This window comes from Pseudomonas sp. D3-10, assembly GCF_051132175.1.
Classification (GTDB): Bacteria; Pseudomonadota; Gammaproteobacteria; order Pseudomonadales; family Pseudomonadaceae; genus Aquipseudomonas.
In genome coordinates this window covers 5,507,308-5,523,169 of the sequence record NZ_CP071668.1, presented here as the reverse complement: position 1 = coordinate 5,523,169, position 15,862 = coordinate 5,507,308, and the positions used below count along the sequence as shown (strand labels likewise).

Annotated in this window: 16 protein-coding genes and 2 pseudogenes; 12 read left to right on the top strand and 6 right to left on the bottom strand. The window is 61.9% G+C overall.

Annotation, left to right across the window (positions count from 1 at the left end; genetic code table 11):
- Positions 1 to 24: 24 nt before the first annotated feature.
- The 8 genes and pseudogenes from J3P90_RS25140 to J3P90_RS25105 form a co-directional block, all read left to right on the top strand.
- Positions 25 to 174: pseudogene (locus J3P90_RS25140) on the top strand (sensor histidine kinase); the annotation flags it as partial.
- Positions 171 to 917, top strand: a complete 747-nt coding sequence (locus J3P90_RS25135) for a LytR/AlgR family response regulator transcription factor (protein ID WP_434675544.1) — start codon at positions 171 to 173, stop codon at positions 915 to 917. The pseudogene J3P90_RS25140 and the gene J3P90_RS25135, both read left to right, overlap by 4 nt.
- Before the next feature lie 127 nt (positions 918 to 1,044).
- Positions 1,045 to 1,986, top strand: coding sequence for a hydroxymethylbilane synthase (gene hemC / locus J3P90_RS25130; protein ID WP_434561665.1), 942 nt, complete (start codon positions 1,045 to 1,047; stop codon positions 1,984 to 1,986).
- Positions 1,983 to 2,681, top strand: a pseudogene (locus J3P90_RS25125) (uroporphyrinogen-III synthase); the annotation flags it as partial. The gene hemC and the pseudogene J3P90_RS25125, both read left to right, overlap by 4 nt.
- 84 nt (positions 2,682 to 2,765) lie before the next feature.
- Positions 2,766 to 3,896: a uroporphyrinogen-III C-methyltransferase gene (locus J3P90_RS25120; protein WP_434676604.1), complete on the top strand. Its 1,131-nt coding sequence runs from the start codon at positions 2,766 to 2,768 to the stop codon at positions 3,894 to 3,896.
- Complete coding sequence (locus J3P90_RS25115; RefSeq protein ID WP_420765138.1) at positions 3,893 to 5,140, top strand: heme biosynthesis protein HemY; 1,248 nt, start codon at positions 3,893 to 3,895, stop codon at positions 5,138 to 5,140. Before J3P90_RS25120 ends, J3P90_RS25115 begins: the two co-directional genes overlap by 4 nt.
- A gap of 287 nt (positions 5,141 to 5,427) precedes the next feature.
- On the top strand, positions 5,428 to 5,970 hold the full coding sequence (locus J3P90_RS25110; RefSeq protein ID WP_434675543.1) for a disulfide bond formation protein B: 543 nt from the start codon (positions 5,428 to 5,430) through the stop codon (positions 5,968 to 5,970).
- 178 nt (positions 5,971 to 6,148) lie between these two features.
- Positions 6,149 to 6,607 carry an Rsd/AlgQ family anti-sigma factor gene (locus J3P90_RS25105; protein ID WP_039590209.1) on the top strand — a complete coding sequence of 153 codons (459 nt, stop codon included), beginning with the start codon at positions 6,149 to 6,151 and terminating at the stop codon, positions 6,605 to 6,607.
- 57 nt (positions 6,608 to 6,664) lie between these two features.
- On the opposite strand, the gene J3P90_RS25100 is transcribed toward J3P90_RS25105, so the two are convergent.
- Entirely contained in the window at positions 6,665 to 7,330 is a 666-nt protein-coding gene (locus J3P90_RS25100) for an FKBP-type peptidyl-prolyl cis-trans isomerase (RefSeq protein ID WP_420765136.1), read from the bottom strand.
- A gap of 193 nt (positions 7,331 to 7,523) precedes the next feature.
- Here J3P90_RS25100 and J3P90_RS25095 point away from each other — a divergent pair, with 193 nt between their 5' ends.
- Positions 7,524 to 8,699, top strand: coding sequence for an AlgP family protein (locus tag J3P90_RS25095; RefSeq protein ID WP_434649699.1), 1,176 nt, complete (start codon positions 7,524 to 7,526; stop codon positions 8,697 to 8,699).
- On the opposite strand, the gene J3P90_RS25090 is transcribed toward J3P90_RS25095, so the two are convergent.
- Positions 8,696 to 9,160 (bottom strand): TIGR02444 family protein, encoded by a 465-nt coding sequence (locus tag J3P90_RS25090; protein WP_434608916.1) that lies wholly within the window; start codon positions 9,158 to 9,160, stop codon positions 8,696 to 8,698. The genes J3P90_RS25095 and J3P90_RS25090 overlap by 4 nt on opposite strands.
- Positions 9,161 to 9,210: 50 nt before the next feature.
- Between J3P90_RS25090 and J3P90_RS25085 the strand changes: the two genes are divergently transcribed.
- The 3 genes from J3P90_RS25085 to rhtB all read left to right on the top strand — a co-directional run bounded on the left by J3P90_RS25085 (position 9,211) and on the right by rhtB (position 12,433).
- Positions 9,211 to 11,121: an ATP-binding cassette domain-containing protein gene (locus tag J3P90_RS25085; RefSeq protein ID WP_420765133.1), complete on the top strand. Its 1,911-nt coding sequence runs from the start codon at positions 9,211 to 9,213 to the stop codon at positions 11,119 to 11,121.
- On the top strand, positions 11,121 to 11,702 hold the full coding sequence (locus J3P90_RS25080; RefSeq protein ID WP_420765132.1) for a mechanosensitive ion channel domain-containing protein: 582 nt from the start codon (positions 11,121 to 11,123) through the stop codon (positions 11,700 to 11,702). The genes J3P90_RS25085 and J3P90_RS25080 overlap by 1 nt, the downstream gene beginning before the upstream one ends.
- Positions 11,703 to 11,800: 98 nt before the next feature.
- Positions 11,801 to 12,433, top strand: coding sequence for a homoserine/homoserine lactone efflux protein (rhtB, locus tag J3P90_RS25075; protein ID WP_420765131.1), 633 nt, complete (start codon positions 11,801 to 11,803; stop codon positions 12,431 to 12,433).
- Positions 12,434 to 12,490: 57 nt separating this feature from the next.
- On the opposite strand, the gene J3P90_RS25070 is transcribed toward rhtB, so the two are convergent.
- The 4 genes from J3P90_RS25070 to J3P90_RS25055 form a co-directional block, all read right to left on the bottom strand.
- The gene (locus tag J3P90_RS25070) at positions 12,491 to 13,234 is read right to left on the bottom strand and encodes a penicillin-binding protein activator LpoB (protein WP_420765130.1); all 744 of its coding nucleotides are present in this window, start codon (positions 13,232 to 13,234) and stop codon (positions 12,491 to 12,493) included.
- A gap of 3 nt (positions 13,235 to 13,237) precedes the next feature.
- Positions 13,238 to 13,825, bottom strand: a complete 588-nt coding sequence (gene lpoB, locus J3P90_RS25065; RefSeq protein ID WP_030138155.1) for a penicillin-binding protein activator LpoB — start codon at positions 13,823 to 13,825, stop codon at positions 13,238 to 13,240.
- 92 nt (positions 13,826 to 13,917) lie between these two features.
- On the bottom strand, positions 13,918 to 14,289 hold the full coding sequence (locus tag J3P90_RS25060) for a DUF1425 domain-containing protein (RefSeq protein ID WP_420765129.1): 372 nt from the start codon (positions 14,287 to 14,289) through the stop codon (positions 13,918 to 13,920).
- Between the two features lie 18 nt (positions 14,290 to 14,307).
- The gene (locus tag J3P90_RS25055; RefSeq protein ID WP_434608919.1) at positions 14,308 to 15,702 is read right to left on the bottom strand and encodes a COG3014 family protein; all 1,395 of its coding nucleotides are present in this window, start codon (positions 15,700 to 15,702) and stop codon (positions 14,308 to 14,310) included.
- Between the last annotated feature and the right edge of the window lie 160 nt (positions 15,703 to 15,862).

Genomic DNA, 15,862 nt, shown 5'->3' with positions numbered 1-15,862 from the left:
GTGCGACAACAGGCCTCGAGCATCGGTGGGCAAGCGCTGGTAAAGATCGACAACCGCCTCGCGGCACTTTTTGGCCCTCGGACGAGTCTTAGCGTGGATCGCGGTGACGGATGTCACTTCCCCTGTCTACGCTATCCTTGTGCGAGACTCACGCAGGAATCCAGCGCTATATGAATGTCCTGATCGTTGACGACGAACCACTGGCCCGCGAGGACCTGAGCCGATTGCTCCGTGAACTCGAGGGTTACAGTGTCCTGGAGCCGAGCGCCACCAATGGCGAAGAGGCATTGGCCCTAATCGACAGCCACAAGCCGGATATCGTGCTGCTCGACATTCGCATGCCGGGTCTCGACGGCTTGCAGGTCGCGGCGAAGCTCTGCGAGCGCGAGTCACCTCCGGCGGTGGTGTTTTGCACCACGCGTGACGAGTTTCCTCCCGAGGTATTGCAGACCGGTGCCGTGGGCTATCTGCTCAAGCCAGTGTCCATCCAGGCGCTGGAGGAGGCGTTGCGCAAGGCCGAGCGGCCGAACCGCACGCAGTTGGCGGCGCTCACCCGCCCGGCCGCCGAGACTGGCAGTGGCCCACGCAGCCACATCAGCGCGCGGACCCGCAAGGGCATCGAATTGATCCCCTTGAACCAAGTGGTTTATTTCATAGCCGACCACAAGTACGTGACCTTGCGTCACGAAAGCGGTGAAGTGTTGCTGGACGAGCCGCTCAAGGCTCTCGAGGATGAGTTCGGCGAGCGGTTCGTGCGTATCCACCGCAACGCCCTGGTGGCCCGCGAACGTATCGAGCGCTTGCAGCGTACGCCGCTGGGGCATTTCCAGCTGTACCTGAAGGGATTGAATGGCGATGCGCTGATCGTCAGTCGGCGGCATGTCGCCGGCGTGCGCAAGATGATGCAGCAGCTCTAGCGCGACGTCCTCGAGCGTTCCGTTTCCAGGATAGGCGGCCAGGGAGGCCGCGACGTCGTGATTCAAGTCAAAGCGGTTTTGGCTGAGCTGTTATTATCTGCCGTATCTTTTAAGTACGGATTGATCCATGTCCCCTCGCGAGATCCGCATCGCCACCCGTAAAAGCGCCTTGGCCCTCTGGCAGGCCGAATACGTCAAAGCCCGCCTCGAAACGGCCCATCCGGGGCTGGTCGTGACGCTGGTGCCCATGGTCAGTCGCGGCGACAAGCTGCTGGACTCGCCACTCTCGAAAATCGGTGGCAAGGGCTTGTTCGTCAAGGAACTGGAAACAGCCTTGCTGGACAATGAAGCCGATATCGCCGTGCATTCAATGAAAGACGTGCCCATGGACTTCCCCGAAGGCCTGGGCCTTTTTTGCATCTGCGAACGAGAAGATCCGCGCGACGCATTCGTCTCAAACGACTTTTCCAGCCTTGACGCGCTGCCCGCCGCGAGTGTGGTGGGCACATCGAGCCTGCGCCGCCAGGCACAGCTGCTGGCCCGTCGCCCTGATCTGCAGATCCGCTTCCTGCGGGGCAACGTCAACACGCGCCTGGCCAAGCTCGACGCCGGCGAGTACGACGCGATCATCCTCGCCGCAGCGGGCCTGATCCGTCTGGGTTTCGAAGAACGCATCACCTCGGCCATCAGCGTCGATGACAGCCTGCCGGCCGGAGGGCAGGGGGCGGTGGGCATTGAATGCCGCAGCGCCGACAGCGAGATTCACGCTCTGCTGGCACCGCTGCACCATGAAGACACGGCTATCCGAGTCTTCGCCGAGCGGGCACTCAACAAGCATCTGAACGGCGGCTGCCAGGTGCCGATCGCCTGCTACGCCGTCCTTGAAGGTGAGCAGGTCTGGTTGCGGGGCCTGGTGGGCGATCCGAGTGGCGGCCAACTGCTCGCCGCCGAGGCCCGGGCGCCGCGTCGCGATGCCGAGGCGTTGGGCGTGCGCGTCGCCGAGGACCTGTTGAGCCAAGGCGCCGACGATATTCTCAAGAAAGTCTACGGCGAGGCCGGCGACGCGTGACGGGATGGCGGCTGCTACTGACCCGGCCGGCGGACGAGTCGTCTGCGTTGGCGGCCGTTCTGGCGCAGGCGGGCATCCATAGCAGCGCCATGCCGCTGCTGGATATCACGCCGGTCCCCCTGTCCGAGTCCGAGCGAGACAAGTTCCAGGCTCTGGATCGGTACAGCGCGGTGATCGTCGTCAGCAAGCCTGCGGCACGCTTGGCCGTGGAGTTGCTGCGTCAATACTGGCCGCGCCTTCCAGAGCAACCCTGGTTCAGCGTAGGCGCCGCGACCGGGCAAATTCTGGCCGATGCCGGCCTCCGCGTTTTTTACCCCGAAAACGGTGACGACAGCGAAGCCCTGCTTGAGCTGGCGGCGTTGCGCCAGGCTATCGACCGGCCTGACGCACGTGTCTTGATCGTGCGTGGCGAGGGTGGGCGCGGTTTGCTGGCAGAGCGTTTGCGAGAGCAAGGTGCTAGTGTCGACTACCTGGAGTTGTACCGTCGCGGCTTGCCGCACTACGGCGAAGGCGAGTTGCCAGCGAAGGTCGAGGCGGAACGCTTGAACGCGCTGGTGGTCAGCAGTGGGCAGAGCTTCGAGCGTCTGCACCGGCTGGCCGGTGACGCGTGGCCCGCCCTGGCGCGGCTACCCTTGTTTGTTCCAAGCCCCAGGGTCGCCGAGATGGCGCGTGCCGCCGGGGCCAGGACAGTTGTGGATTGTCGTGGCGCCAGTGCCGCGGCTTTGCTGGCGGCTTTACGGGAACAGTCCGTGCCGTTTTCTAATGCAAAGGATGGATACGTGAGCGAAACAGCCTTGCCAAAAGATCAAGATCAGCCAGCGGTCGAAGCTCCGACTGACCCGTCGGTGCCGGTGGCGCCGCGTCGCGGTAACGGGCTTGCGATTGTCGCGTTATTGTTGGGCGCTGCCGGCGTGGCCGTGGGCGGATGGGGTATCTGGCAAGTGCGTCACCTGCAAGCCAATACCCAGCAGCAGGCCGCTCAGGTCCAGGCACTCAACGACCAGGCCCAGAACCTCAAGCTCAACGAGCAGCGGCTGAGCGAACGCCTGGAGCAGTTGCCTGCGGCTCAAGAGCTGGAAGAGCGGCGACGTCAGGTCGCCCAGTTGCAAGGCGACCAGCAGCGCCTGAACCAGCGCCTGGAAACCGTGCTTGGTTCCAGCCGCAAGGACTGGCGCCTGGCCGAAGCCGAGCACCTGTTGCGCCTGGCCAGCCTGCGACTTTCCGCCCTGCAAGACATCAACAGTGCCCAGGCCCTTGTGCAGGGTGCCGATGAAATCCTTCGCGAGCAAAACGATCCCGGGTCCTTCGCTGCCCGCGAACAGCTGGCCAAGACCCTCGCTGCGTTGCGCAGCACAGAGCAGCCAGATCGCACCGGCCTGTTCCTCCAGTTGGGCGCCCTGCGTGACCAGGTCTTGCAGTTGTCGGAAATCGCTCCCGAATACAAGGACCGCGGTGAATCCCTGCTGGGGCTGACCGCCGATGGCGACGGCGCCAGCCAGTGGTCGCAGTGGTGGGATCGTATTTCGCGCTACATCCGCATCGATTTCAATGCCGATGAAAATGTCCGTCCGCTCCTCGCCGGCCAGAGCCTGATGCAGGTGCGCCTGGCCTTGAGCCTGGCCCTGGAGCAGGCGCAATGGGCCGCCCTCAACGGCCAGGCGCCGGTGTACACCCAGGCACTGGCCGAAGCCCGTGACGTCCTCAAGAACAATTTCAACCAGGACAACCCGCAAAGCAAAATCATGCTGGAACGAGTCGTTGAGCTGGGCAAGATGCCGGTGACGGTGGTCACGCCAGACCTTACCGGCACGCTCAGCGCCGTCCAGGCCTATCTTGAACGCCGCAACGTGAATGCCGAAGAATCGGTCAAGCCGTTGCCCAAGGCAGGTGAGCAGGAGGCCACGCCATGAAGCGCCTCTACGTGATTCTGTTCGTGGTCATCGCCGTTGCCGCTGTGCTGGGCGTCGCGATTGCCGAGCATTCGGGTTACGTGTTGGTGGCGTACAAGAACTTCCGCTACGAGGCCGGGTTGTGGGTCACGCTGGCATTGATCGCGGTGCTTTGGTTGCTGTGGCGAGGTGTCACCGCGCTGATTGGGCTGGTGACCACCTCGACCGGCGTGGTCAACCCGTGGTCGCGGCGCAACCGCAGTCGTCGAATCCAGGTTGCAATCGAGCACGGACAGTTGGACCTGGCAGAGGGACGCTGGGCCAGCGCCCAACGGCACTTGCATCGTGCCGCCGAAGCCGAGCGGCAGCCGTTGCTGTATTACCTCGGCGCCGCTCGCGCTGCCAACGAGCAGGGCCTTTACGATCAGAGCGACAGCTTGCTGGAGCGCGCCTTGGAGCGTCAGCCCCAGGCGGAGCTGGCTATCGCGCTGACTCACGCCCAGTTGCAGATGGACCGTGGCGACACAGACGGTGCATTGACTACCCTGCAAGCCATGCACGAACGCTACCCCCATAACACCCAGGCCTTGCGTCAGCTGCAACGCTTGCACCAGCAGCGGGGGGATTGGCCGGCGGTGATCCGGTTGCTGCCCGAGTTGCGCAAGGACAAGGTCCTGCCTGCCGCCGAACTGGCAGAACTGGAGCGCCGGGCCTGGGGCGAAAACCTCACCCTGGCAGCCCACCGCGAGGCCGATGGCAGTGTTGGCCTGCAATCGCTTGATCGCGCGTGGCAGCAACTGACTTCCGCCCAGCGCCAGGAACCGGCACTGGTATTGGCCTACGCCGAGCAGCTTCGGCAGCTGGGTGCCCAGGTAGAGGCGGAAGAGGTGCTGCGCGCTGCGCTCAAGCGCAACTACGACAGCCACCTGGCGCGCCTGTATGGCCTGGTTCGTGGCGCGGATTCGAGCCGGCAACTGCAGGTGGCTGAAGGCTGGCTCAAGGATCATCCGAATGATCCGAGCCTGCTCCTGACGCTCGGGCGCCTGTGCCTGCAGAACAGCCTGTGGGGCAAGGCAAGGGATTATCTGGAAAGCAGCCTGCGCATGCAGCGCAACCCCGAAGCTTGCGCCGAGTTGGCGCGGCTGCTGGCGCAGTTGGGGGATGCCGAGCGAAGCAACCAGCTGTTCCAGGAGGGGTTGGGGTTGCTGGATGAGCGCTTGCTTGCGGCGCCGCTGCCGGTTTCGCCTCAAGTCCTGTCAACTTGAGGCGGGACGAAGACTCTTTGAGGTGGGTATGAACCGCAGGGAAGGGAGAGCACACTCTCTCGCCACGGCGTCGTGCCCATCCTGAGGCAAACGGTGGCGAATCCCGGCCCGGTTTTTGGAGGTCTGACCAAGCGCTCAGCGAAGTCCTACAGCACACTGAGCTGAATCCTCTTTGGCCTGTCGGGAATTCCCTACACCTCTGGTGAAGTGTCTGCGCGGGGCTGCCTTGAAAGGCCCAGGGGCTTTCCTCTACCGTTACAGCTTGTCTCTTCTGTTACGGATCCGCCATGTCTCTGGCCAGCTCACGCTTCTTGTTTCTCATGGCTTCCATCGCTGCTGCCCTGGCTATGGGCGTCGCCAGTTATCTGGAATACGCGGTTGGCCTGTCCCCTTGCAGCCTGTGTATCTTGCAGCGGCTGTGCCTGATGCTCTTCCTGGTGAATTGCCTCGTGGCGTGCGTGCATGGCCCAACCCGCAAGGGCTGCATCGCCTATGCAGCGATGGGGGCTGCCTTTGCATCGGCAGGGTTGGCGTTGGCTTGGCGCAATGTACTGGTGCAAAGCGAGTCACATGAGCTGCTGCCTGACTGCATGGCCCAATTGCCGGAGGTGGACTCGTGGTGGAGTGCCGCGCATCGCGTCGCCAATGGTGCCCCCGACTGTGCGAGTGTCACCTGGACGCTGTTCGACCTGAGCATCCCCGAATGGAGCCTGCTGTTCTTCCTCGCCGTTGCTGTCTCGATGACTTACCTGCTGTTGCGCCTGGTCTGGGATGCCCTGGTACGGCCGCTCGGCGGCGAGACGTCGCAGTTGGTCCGGGCGCTGGATTAAACACTTGTATGAACTTTCTCTCCTGCGTACCTTGAAGCAGTTGTCGCGCGGGCATAATCTGGCCCGCACGTATCATTGGAATCATGCCACTCGATCATGTTGTGTCTGGCTTGCTCCTGATCATTCAGGCGGGTGTTTCAGACGGCGAGGGGCGTGACTCAGAAGGGAAGAAATCACCATGCTCGAAAGTTGTCAGAATGCTCAGGAACGCTGGGGTGGGGTGCATCTGCTGATCGACCGCTGGTTGCAGGAGCGTCACGAACTGGTTCGAGCCTATGATGCTCTTGGCGACAAGCCTGAAGCACTGAGTGAAAGCCGCAAGCCCTTGCAAGAGTTCTGTGGTGTGCTGGTGGACTATGTGTCCGCGGGTCATTTCGAGATCTACGAGCAACTCACGGGCGAGGCCAAGGCCTTCAATGACAAGCGCGGCCTGGAACTGGCCGACACGATTTACCCGCGCATCGATGTCATCACCGAGAAGCTGCTGGCCTTCAACGACCTGTGCGATGAAGGCAAATGCGTGGCGGAAAAATTCAAGGAACTGGGCGGCTTGTTGCACGAGCGTTTCGAGCTGGAAGACTGCCTGATCGAAGTGCTGCACAACGCCCACAAGGAAGAAGCTGCGGTCCAGGCTTGAGAACATCTTCGGGACAGAAAACGGTGCGCATTGCGTGCCGTTTTTCTTTTCAGGGCGTCAAGTCGTCGCGCCCAGCAGTTCAATTTCAAATACCAGGGGCGTGAAAGGTGGAATAACGTCTCCGGCACCTTCGGCGCCATAGGCCAAGGCTGAAGGAATCACCAACCGCCACTTTGCGCCTACGGGCATCTGCGGTAATGCACTGCGCCAGCCATCGATCACGCTATCAAGATTGAACCACTGTGCCTGATGGTTGGAATCGAACACCGTGCCGTCCGGCAGACGACCGACATACAACACTTGGACCTTGCCGTGGGGGCCGGCTTTCGTGCCACTGCCCGGCTTGAGTTCGGTCAACAGGATGCCGTCCGGCAATTGCTGGACGCCTGGCCGGCCTTTTTCCTCGTTGAGAAACTTCTGCTCGGTCTTCAGCGCCACTTGGTCTTGCGGCGTCGCCGATTGCGCCGTCAACTGCGCCTGGTGTTCGGCCAGGATCCTTTCGATGCGTTCATCATCCAACGCCAGCGGCTTGCCAAGATAGGCCTGTTGCAGGCCTTCGACCAAGGCTTGTATCTGCAGGTCGGGTACGTCTTGGCGCAGGCGTTCCCCCAGGCTCGCGCCAAGACTGTAGGCCAGCTCCCGGGCTTCGTTTGCGTTGGGTTTTTCTGTGGCTTGGGCCACTGGGAAAATCATGCAAAGAAGTAAAAAAAGATGACGCGACATGTGTACTTTCTCCGGCCTCGATTCGAGGGATTATGCCAGTGCCGCAAACAGTAAAAGTGAATTGCCCAGGCGCCGGCGCAGAAGATTTCTTGTGCCGTGCAACGCAACGCCTTGTGTAGTGTCAACATGCCCTAGCGGCGGTTGCAGCAGAGGTCTAGTATGAGCCGCACTCACGTCAGTCAGGAGGTAAACCATGTCGGCCACTAAGAAGCCTGTAAACACTCCGTTGCACTTGCTCCAACAACTGTCGGGCAGCTTGCTCGAGCATCTGGAAAATGCCTGCTCCCAAGCCCTGGCTGATGCTGAAAAACTACTCGCCAAGCTGGAAAAACAACGCGGCAAGGCGCAGGAAAAACTTCACAAGTCGCGCACCAAACTGCAAGACGCGGCAACCGCTGGCAAAGCCAAGGCACAAGCCAAGGCCAAGGATGCCGTGAAGGAACTCGAAAACCTGCTCGATGCCCTGAAGGATCGACAATCCGAAACCCGCGCCTACATCCTGCAACTCAAGCGTGACGCCCAGGAAAGCCTGAAGCTGGCCCAAGGCGTAGGTCGCGTCCAGGAAGCCGCAGGCAAGGCGCTGACGCTTCGCGCGGCCAAGCCTGCCGCTGTATCGGCCAAGAAGCCAGCGGCTAAACCTGTCGCGGCAAAAACTCCAACAAAAGTGGCCGCCAAGCCAGTGACCAAGGTAGGAGCGAAGGCAGCCAGCAAACCAGTGGCCAAACCTGCCGTGAAAAAACCGGTTGCTGCCAGCGCGGCGAAACCCGTTGCGAAAAAATCGGCCGCCAAAGCTGCCGCCAAGCCTGCCGTAAAAGCAGCCGCTGCCAAACCTGTCGCCGCTAAGCCTGCTGCCAAAGTGGCTGCCAAGCCCGCTGCGAAAACCGCTGCCGCCAAGCCTGCGGCAACGAAAGCCACCGCTGCCAAACCGGCTGTGAAAGCGGTCGCCAAACCCGCTGCGAAGCCGGCTGCCAAGCCAACTGCGACCAAGGCCACTGCTGCCAAACGTGCTGCTGCCAAACCTGCTGCGAAATCCGCGGCCAAGCCAGTCGCCGCCAAGGCGCCTGCCAAAGCTGCGGCTAAGCCTGCGGCTAAACCGGCTGCAGCCAAACCAGCGAGCACCGCTGCCGCCAAGCCTGCCGCGACCAAGCCTGCCGCCAAACCTGCCGCCGCCAAGCCCGCTGCGAAGCCGGCCGTGAAAAAGCCAGCCGCCGCCAAGCCAGCCGCTGCAAAACCGGCAACCGCTCCGGCTGCCAAACCTGCTGCGCCAGCTCCGGCGGCGACCCCCGCGCCAACGGTTGGTACGCCAGCACCGGCACTGAACCCGAGTGTAGCCACCGTCCCAAGCCCCACTCCAACCCGCGCTTCCTAAGTGCCGGAAACCGCGACGCGCAGCTGATGCAGCGCGTCGTGGTTGGCTTGGCCGGCATTTGCCGCAAGCCTTTGCAGCCACTGCGCTGAATCCAAGGATTGTCCCGTTGGCCATTCCTTGACCGTTGCCTCCAGCCGCTCAAGCAATAGCCGTTCGGCTTCCAGTTCCAGTTTCTTGACCTGTTCGCGCAAGCCACCCAGCCCTGGATCCTGAAGGGCAAGGTTTTTCCATTGGGTGCGTAACTTGCGCAACGGTTGCACGACGGTCGAGTCCCAAGGTCCGGCCAGATGCTTAAGCTGCTGCAGCTTTTGCTCATCACAGCTCACGCCGCGTTGTTCCAACCACAGCCCACAGAGCAGCAGGCACACGTTCGCGCCCCCTGTCTGTAGTGCCAGGCACGCGGATTCCACACCAGGCTTGGCGTAGAGGTTGATCGAAAAGCTCCACAGATCAGACGACATCGTGCTACTCGCGCCAGTTGCGGGCGAAGCTGGTAGACTCCGCCGCCATTATGATTCGACTTCAGAACCTGACTTTACAGCGTGGCCCGCAACGTCTGCTAGAAGACGCCGAGCTGACCCTGCACGCCGGCCACAAAGCCGGCCTCATCGGTGCCAACGGCGCCGGCAAATCGAGCCTGTTCGCCTTGTTGCGCGGCGAGTTGCACCCGGACTCCGGCAATTGCTTGCTGCCCGCCGATTGGCGCATCGCCCATATGCGTCAGGAGGTCGACACCCTCGAACGCCTGGCGGTGGATTATGTGCTCGATGGCGACCTGCGCCTGCGTCAGGTCCAGCGCGACCTCGCCGCAGCCGAAGCCGCCCATGACGGCGCCGCCCAAGCTCGCCTGCACGCGGAGCTCGACAGCGCCGACGGTTATACCGCCGACGCCCGGGCTCGTAAATTGCTCGCCGGGCTGGGCTTTACCAATGAACAGATGGACCGTCAGGTCGGTGATTTCTCCGGGGGTTGGCGGATGCGCCTGAACCTGGCGCAAGCCCTGATGTGCCCGTCGGACTTGCTGTTGCTCGACGAACCGACCAACCACTTGGACCTCGACGCCATCATCTGGCTCGAAGACTGGCTCAAGAGCTATCCGGGCACGTTGTTGTTGATTTCCCACGACCGGGATTTCCTTGACGCCGTGGTGGACCACGTGGCCCATGTCGATCAGCGCAAGCTCACCTTGTATCGCGGCGGCTACAGCGCCTTCGAGCGTGCCCGCGCCGAGCGCCTGGCCCAGCAACAGCAAGCCTATGAGAAACAGCAGGCGCAGCGCGCGCACATGGAAAGCTACATCGCTCGCTTCAAGGCCCAAGCCACCAAGGCTCGCCAGGCGCAGAGCCGGATCAAGGCCCTGGAGCGGATGGAAGAGCTGTCGGCGGCCCATGTCGATTCGCCATTCGATTTTGTTTTCCGCGAGTCGTCGAAGATCTCCAGCCCGTTGATTGACCTGTCGGATGCACGACTGGGCTATGGCGAAAAAACCGTGCTGGAGAAGGTCAAGTTGCAACTGACCCCCGGCGCGCGGATCGGTCTGTTGGGGCCTAACGGCGCCGGTAAATCGACCCTGATCAAAAACCTTTCCGGTGAGCTCCAGCCCCTGGCCGGGCGCCTGACGCGCGGTGAAAACACCGTGGTCGGCTACTTTGCCCAGCATCAGCTGGATTCCCTCGATGCCAAGGCCAGCCCGCTGCTGCACTTGCAGCGCCTGGCGCCAACCGAGCGTGAGCAGACACTCAGGGACTTCCTCGGTGGTTTCGATTTCCGCGGGGCGCGCATCGACGAGCCGGTTCTGAATTTCTCCGGCGGCGAAAAAGCCCGCCTGGCCCTGGCGTTGATCGCCTGGGGGCGGCCGAACCTGCTGTTGCTCGACGAACCGACCAACCACCTGGACCTGGAGATGCGCCTGGCCCTGACCATGGCCTTGCAGGAATTCAGCGGCGCGGTGCTGGTGGTTTCCCACGACCGGCACTTGCTCAAGAGCACCACGGACAACTTTTATCTGGTCGCGGACGGTAAAGTCGAAGAGTTCGACGGCGACCTTGAAGACTATGCGCGCTGGCTGGTGGATTATCGCCAGCGCAACGCACCGGTTAGCAGCGCGCCGGTCAACCCGGACAAAACCGACAAGAAAGCCCAACGCCAGGCCGCCGCGGCGTTGCGCCAGCAACTGGCGCCGCACAAGCGCGAAGCCGACAAGCTCGAAGGCGAGCTGGGCAAGCTGCATGAAAAGCTGCAAAAAATCGAAACCAGCCTCGGGGACAGTGGTCTCTACGAGGCGGCACGCAAGGACGAGCTGCGTGATCTGCTGGCTGAACAGGCCAAGCTGAAGGTTCGGGAAGCGGAACTTGAGGAGGCGTGGATGCAAGCCCTGGAGTTGCTGGAAAACCTGCAAGCGGAGCTGGAGGCGTTGTCCTGATGGAAGCGTTGTCCTTGCCCATACCGGTCCTGTGGATCGAGCCGATCTGGCTCGGTGTGCAAATCCTGCTGATCCTGTTGGTAGGTTATGTTGCCCAGCGGTTCGTGGCGCGCTTCCTCACGGGGCTCGGCGAGCGCTATCCATTGCCGACCCAGCTGATGATCATCCTGCGCGGCGTGCTGCGCTGGTTGATCATGGGCAGCGCAGTGCTGGTGGCGCTGGAGCGCCTCGGTGTCTCGGCCACGGTGCTCTGGACCGCGCTGTCGGGGTTCGTTGCCGTTGCGGCGGTCGCGTTCTTTGCCATCTGGAGCGTATTGTCGAATTTGCTGTGTGCCATCCTGATCTACACCGTCGGCCCGTTCCGCCTGGGCGATGTAGTCGAGCTGGTGGAAGCCACCGACAAGCCAGGCATCAAGGGGCGGGTGGTGGCGATCAATCTGCTCTACACCACGTTGATCGAACCCGAGGAACTCGGCACCGGCAGTTCCATGGTTCAGGTGCCCAATAGCCTGTTTTTCCAACGGTCGGTGCGGCGCTGGCGCGGCAGCGAGGCGTTTCCGGTCGGCGGTTTCGTCGAATAACCCGACACCTACCCTGGCGACCCCTGAAAAAAAGAATGGCCACCGGCCCGGCGGCGCATTAGCTTAGTCGTTTCGATGGATCTGAGCCGAGGTGTGCAATGTTGCTGGAAACGTGGCTGGCGTTTTTCGCCGCTTGCTGGGTCATCAGTCTTTCGCCGGGCGCCGGTGCCATTGCATCGATGTCCAGTGGCTTGCAATACGGCTTCTGGCGCGGTTATTGGAACGCCTTGGGCCTGCAATTGGGCCTGGCGCTGCAAATCGCAATTGTCGCGGCAGGCGTGGGCGCGATCCTCACCGCGTCGGCAACCGCCTTCTATGCAATCAAGTGGTTCGGCGTGGCATACCTGGTCTACCTGGGCGTCAAGCAGTGGCGGGCCGTCCCCGGCGACCTCAGCGACGACGCGGCGGTGCGCCCCATCGGCAAGCCCTTGGCGCTGGTGTTTCGCGGCTTTCTGGTCAACATCAGCAACCCCAAGGCCCTGGTGTTCATGCTCGCCGTGCTGCCACAGTTCATCGATCCCCATGCACCTTTGGTCAAGCAATACCTGATCCTTGGCGTGACGATGATTTGCGTCGATCTGATTGTCATGGCCGGGTACACCGGACTGGCGTCCAAGGTGTTGCGCCTGTTGCGTACCCCTAAGCAGCAACGGCGGATGAACCGGACCTTTGCCGGATTGTTCATTGGCGCGGCGGGTTTGCTGGCGACGATCCGCAAGGCTGCGGTGTAAACCAATGGGGTGAGGGGAGCCATCCCCTCACCCCAAAATCAGTTACCCGACTGAGGATCAGCGCAGGATCACTGGCGCCGTGTCCCTCGGCAGATTGTTGCGCTGCACAGGTTCGCCGGCTTGCTCCTGGATCGGGCCGCCGAGCTGTTCGCTCAACTGCCGTGCCACATCCTCCCCCAGCGCCTTGGACACTTCACGCACGACCCGCGGACGATTGAGGCTGATGCGCACGTCACGGTGGTTCAGTAGCTTGGTGTCCTGGCCTTCGCCCATGGCGGTGAAGGCCGAGGTGATCTCAAAGGTCTTGGTGTTGATCAGGCTGAAATCCGCCACCAACGTCAGGGCCAGCACCGCCGAGTAGCTGTCGGCTGTGCCAAGTTCATTGATGTCGCGGGTGAAGTCGATGTCCGACACAGTGCCGAACAGCACGTAATCGGCCCCCTTGAAGTTCCCCGCCTTGATACGCTTGATCACGTCGTATACGTCGCCCTTGGACGACGCGGTATAAGGCGTACCCTGCACCAACTGGAACATGCCGCTGCGCAGCATCTCGCCCTTGATATCACCGGTGAACTTGCGCAGCTCACCCTGCTCGATGTAACTGCTGGTGGCCTCCATCTCGTCGTAGCTCGACGACGCGCTGGCGCTGTACGGGCTCGCCTGGAAGTTGCTTTGGGCCGAAACCGTGTGGATGTATTCCTCGACGCGTTCTTGGTACGCCAGATCCGTCACCGCGACTTTTGGGGCCGCTTGCGCAGTGAATGCGCAAGCCAGGGCCATCATTGCGATCCATGTGCGCATGGCTTAACGCTCCGTGGTCTTGCGGATTTCTTTTTCGTCCATCCATTCGGCCAGGCCGCTTTCGACGTCGATCAGTTGCAGGCTGAACTTGTAGAACACGTCCTTGTAATCTTCGCTGCGCTTGACGATCGAGCTGATGGAGCCCTCGATACGATATTTGGCGGCGATCATGTTGCCGGTCTTGGCCACGGTGCTCTTTTTGTACAGGCCGCTCTGGTTCTGCAACTTCAGCTGGTCGACCTGGCTGTCCATGGCGTTGTTGTCGCTGGCGAAGCGCGCCGCGCCAGTCTTCATGAGTTGGGTCTTGATGCTGGTGGTGATTTCCCGGGTATCGATGTACTCGCTGGTCTTGTTCTTCACGTCATAGACCTGGACCACTGGGCGACCCTGCAGCACGCCGGACTGGGCGAGGGAGCGGGTCATGGATTCGGCGATCATTTGCAGATCGGTGGAGCCGAATTCGTTGGTGACGGTTTCCACGGCCTTGGTGTCGCCATAGCTGATGTTCTTGTTGCCCAGGACCGGTGAATTGTTCGCACAGCCGCTGACGAGCAGGGCGGCGAGGGCAAGGGAGGAAATGCGTAGGAACATAGGGTTGCTCTCAAAAGCTGAATAAAGGGATCAGGCATCACTCGGGGGCTGGTGTGGGAGCGAGCAAGCTCGTTCCCACAGGTTTCAGCACCTCACGGGGTGTTGATTTCCAGTCGGAAATCCACCGCCTTGGGTGTCGGTGCGATGGCCGGCAGGAAGCGGGTCTGTTCGCCGTACAGCGTCAGGCTTTTCCAGCTTTCTTCCTCGGCGATGGGGAAGCCTTCCGGTCCCAGCCAGGCGAAGCGGTAATACATGTTCTTGTTGTTGAAACTGGTGTTGCTCAGCTGCACATTGACGGTCATGTAGCCGTTTTCCCGAGCGACGCGCATGGCGCCCACCACGATGTTCTTGGTCTTGCCCATTGCCACGACCTTGCTGGCGGCGCTGCCCGGCTCCGGTGGCGGTGGGGTGGCGCAGCCGGCCAGCAAGGCCAGGGCGCCGACGGCGATCAGTTTTAAACGCATGTGAACAAGACTCCGTTCTTAAGGTTGCTTGAGGGCGATGGCGGTGGGATTGGCGCTCGGGATTACCTGGGCCGCCAGGCCGCCGGCGAACACCTGGTTGCCCACCGCCCGCAGGGTGATGACCTGGTAACGCTGATCGACCTTGACCTTCACCACCGAGCCGCCGACCACGCTTGGCAAGGTGACCTGGTGCTCGCCTTTTTTCAGGCGCAGGCGCACCACCTGGGTGTAATCCGGCAGGGTGCGCCAGGTCCGGGTGTCGGCCCCTTCAAGCACGGCCGAGGTAATGCCCACGGCCAGGCCGGCCAGGGGATTGGTTTCGTTGATCTGCTTTTGCGCCACGCCACGGCTCACCGCGCGTACGGTGGTACGCAGGATGATCCCCGGCATGTCATCGCGCAGGGCGCGGCGCGACATGGCCGTGGTGCTGTTGAGTGAGGTCAGGTCCAGTTGCCGGCCGTCGACGCCGATCTGGGCGAAGGTGGCGGTGGACGTGTCCGGCTTGATCAGCGGGAATGACAACGGCGTGATAACCACGTTGCCGCTGATGGGCAGGGGCAGCGGGATACGGATCGAATCCCGGGAGGGCGCCAGCCCGCTCTGCACCACGATCAGGATATCGCTGTCGTCGTCCTTGGCGGCGGGCTTGTCGAGATTGAGCAGCGCCTGCTCCAGCAGAGGGGTATTGGGGCGCAGTTCGGCGGCTTTACGGTAACCCGGCGCGGCCAGGTCTTTTTCGCCCAACGCCTCGTACACGAAGCCCGCCAGGTAATGGCTGAACGCGCTCTGGTAACTGTTTTTCAGGCTGACCACTTCCGGTGCGTCCAGGCTGGCAACCGGGTAACCCTTGAGGTCCTTGTATTCGGTCTGGACTCCTTGCTTTTCGGCGTCCTCTTCACGCTTGAGATATTCCTTGTCCCGCAGGTCGGCAATCACCGCTTCGCGCTCGTGGGTCTTTTTGATCTGCATCCGTGCGCCGTCGAAGTCATTCACCGCCAGCAGGTTCAAGGCCATCTGCGTGGTGAGCATGACCTTCTCATAGTCATAACCCTCGTAGCGCCGGACCTTGTCGTTGACCAGGAAGCTGCCGAACTGCGCCAGGTACTTGGCGGTGTCGAGCTTGACCGCGTCTTCCCATTGGCCAACCTGCTGGTCTGCGCTGCCCCAGGCCGCCTGGCTGCCGGAGAGGTCACCCTTGGCCCGCAGCAATTCGCCCTTCTCGAAGAAATACAGCAGGTCTTTATCTTGGCTGGAGTTGTTCTTCTCCAGCAGGGCCAGCGCCGCGTCGACATTGCCGGAGGTCAATTGCTGATTGGTCTGGGCCAATTCACTGTCGTAGTTGCGAAAGGCCGAGCAGCCGGACAGCAGAGTGATCGCGCAGAGGGCGACCGGAAAACAGGCACGGGATGCCATGAACACTTCTTCCCTGAATATCAGCCAGGTGTGCGGGTCGGGCTGGGGCGATCCACGAACGGGGCACTGGAGCGCCGTCGGTTCCTCATGGACAGAGGAGCTCTTATGCCTTCAACAAATAAGAGGGCGGCGCATTATAAACAGGAGGATTGACCGCGTA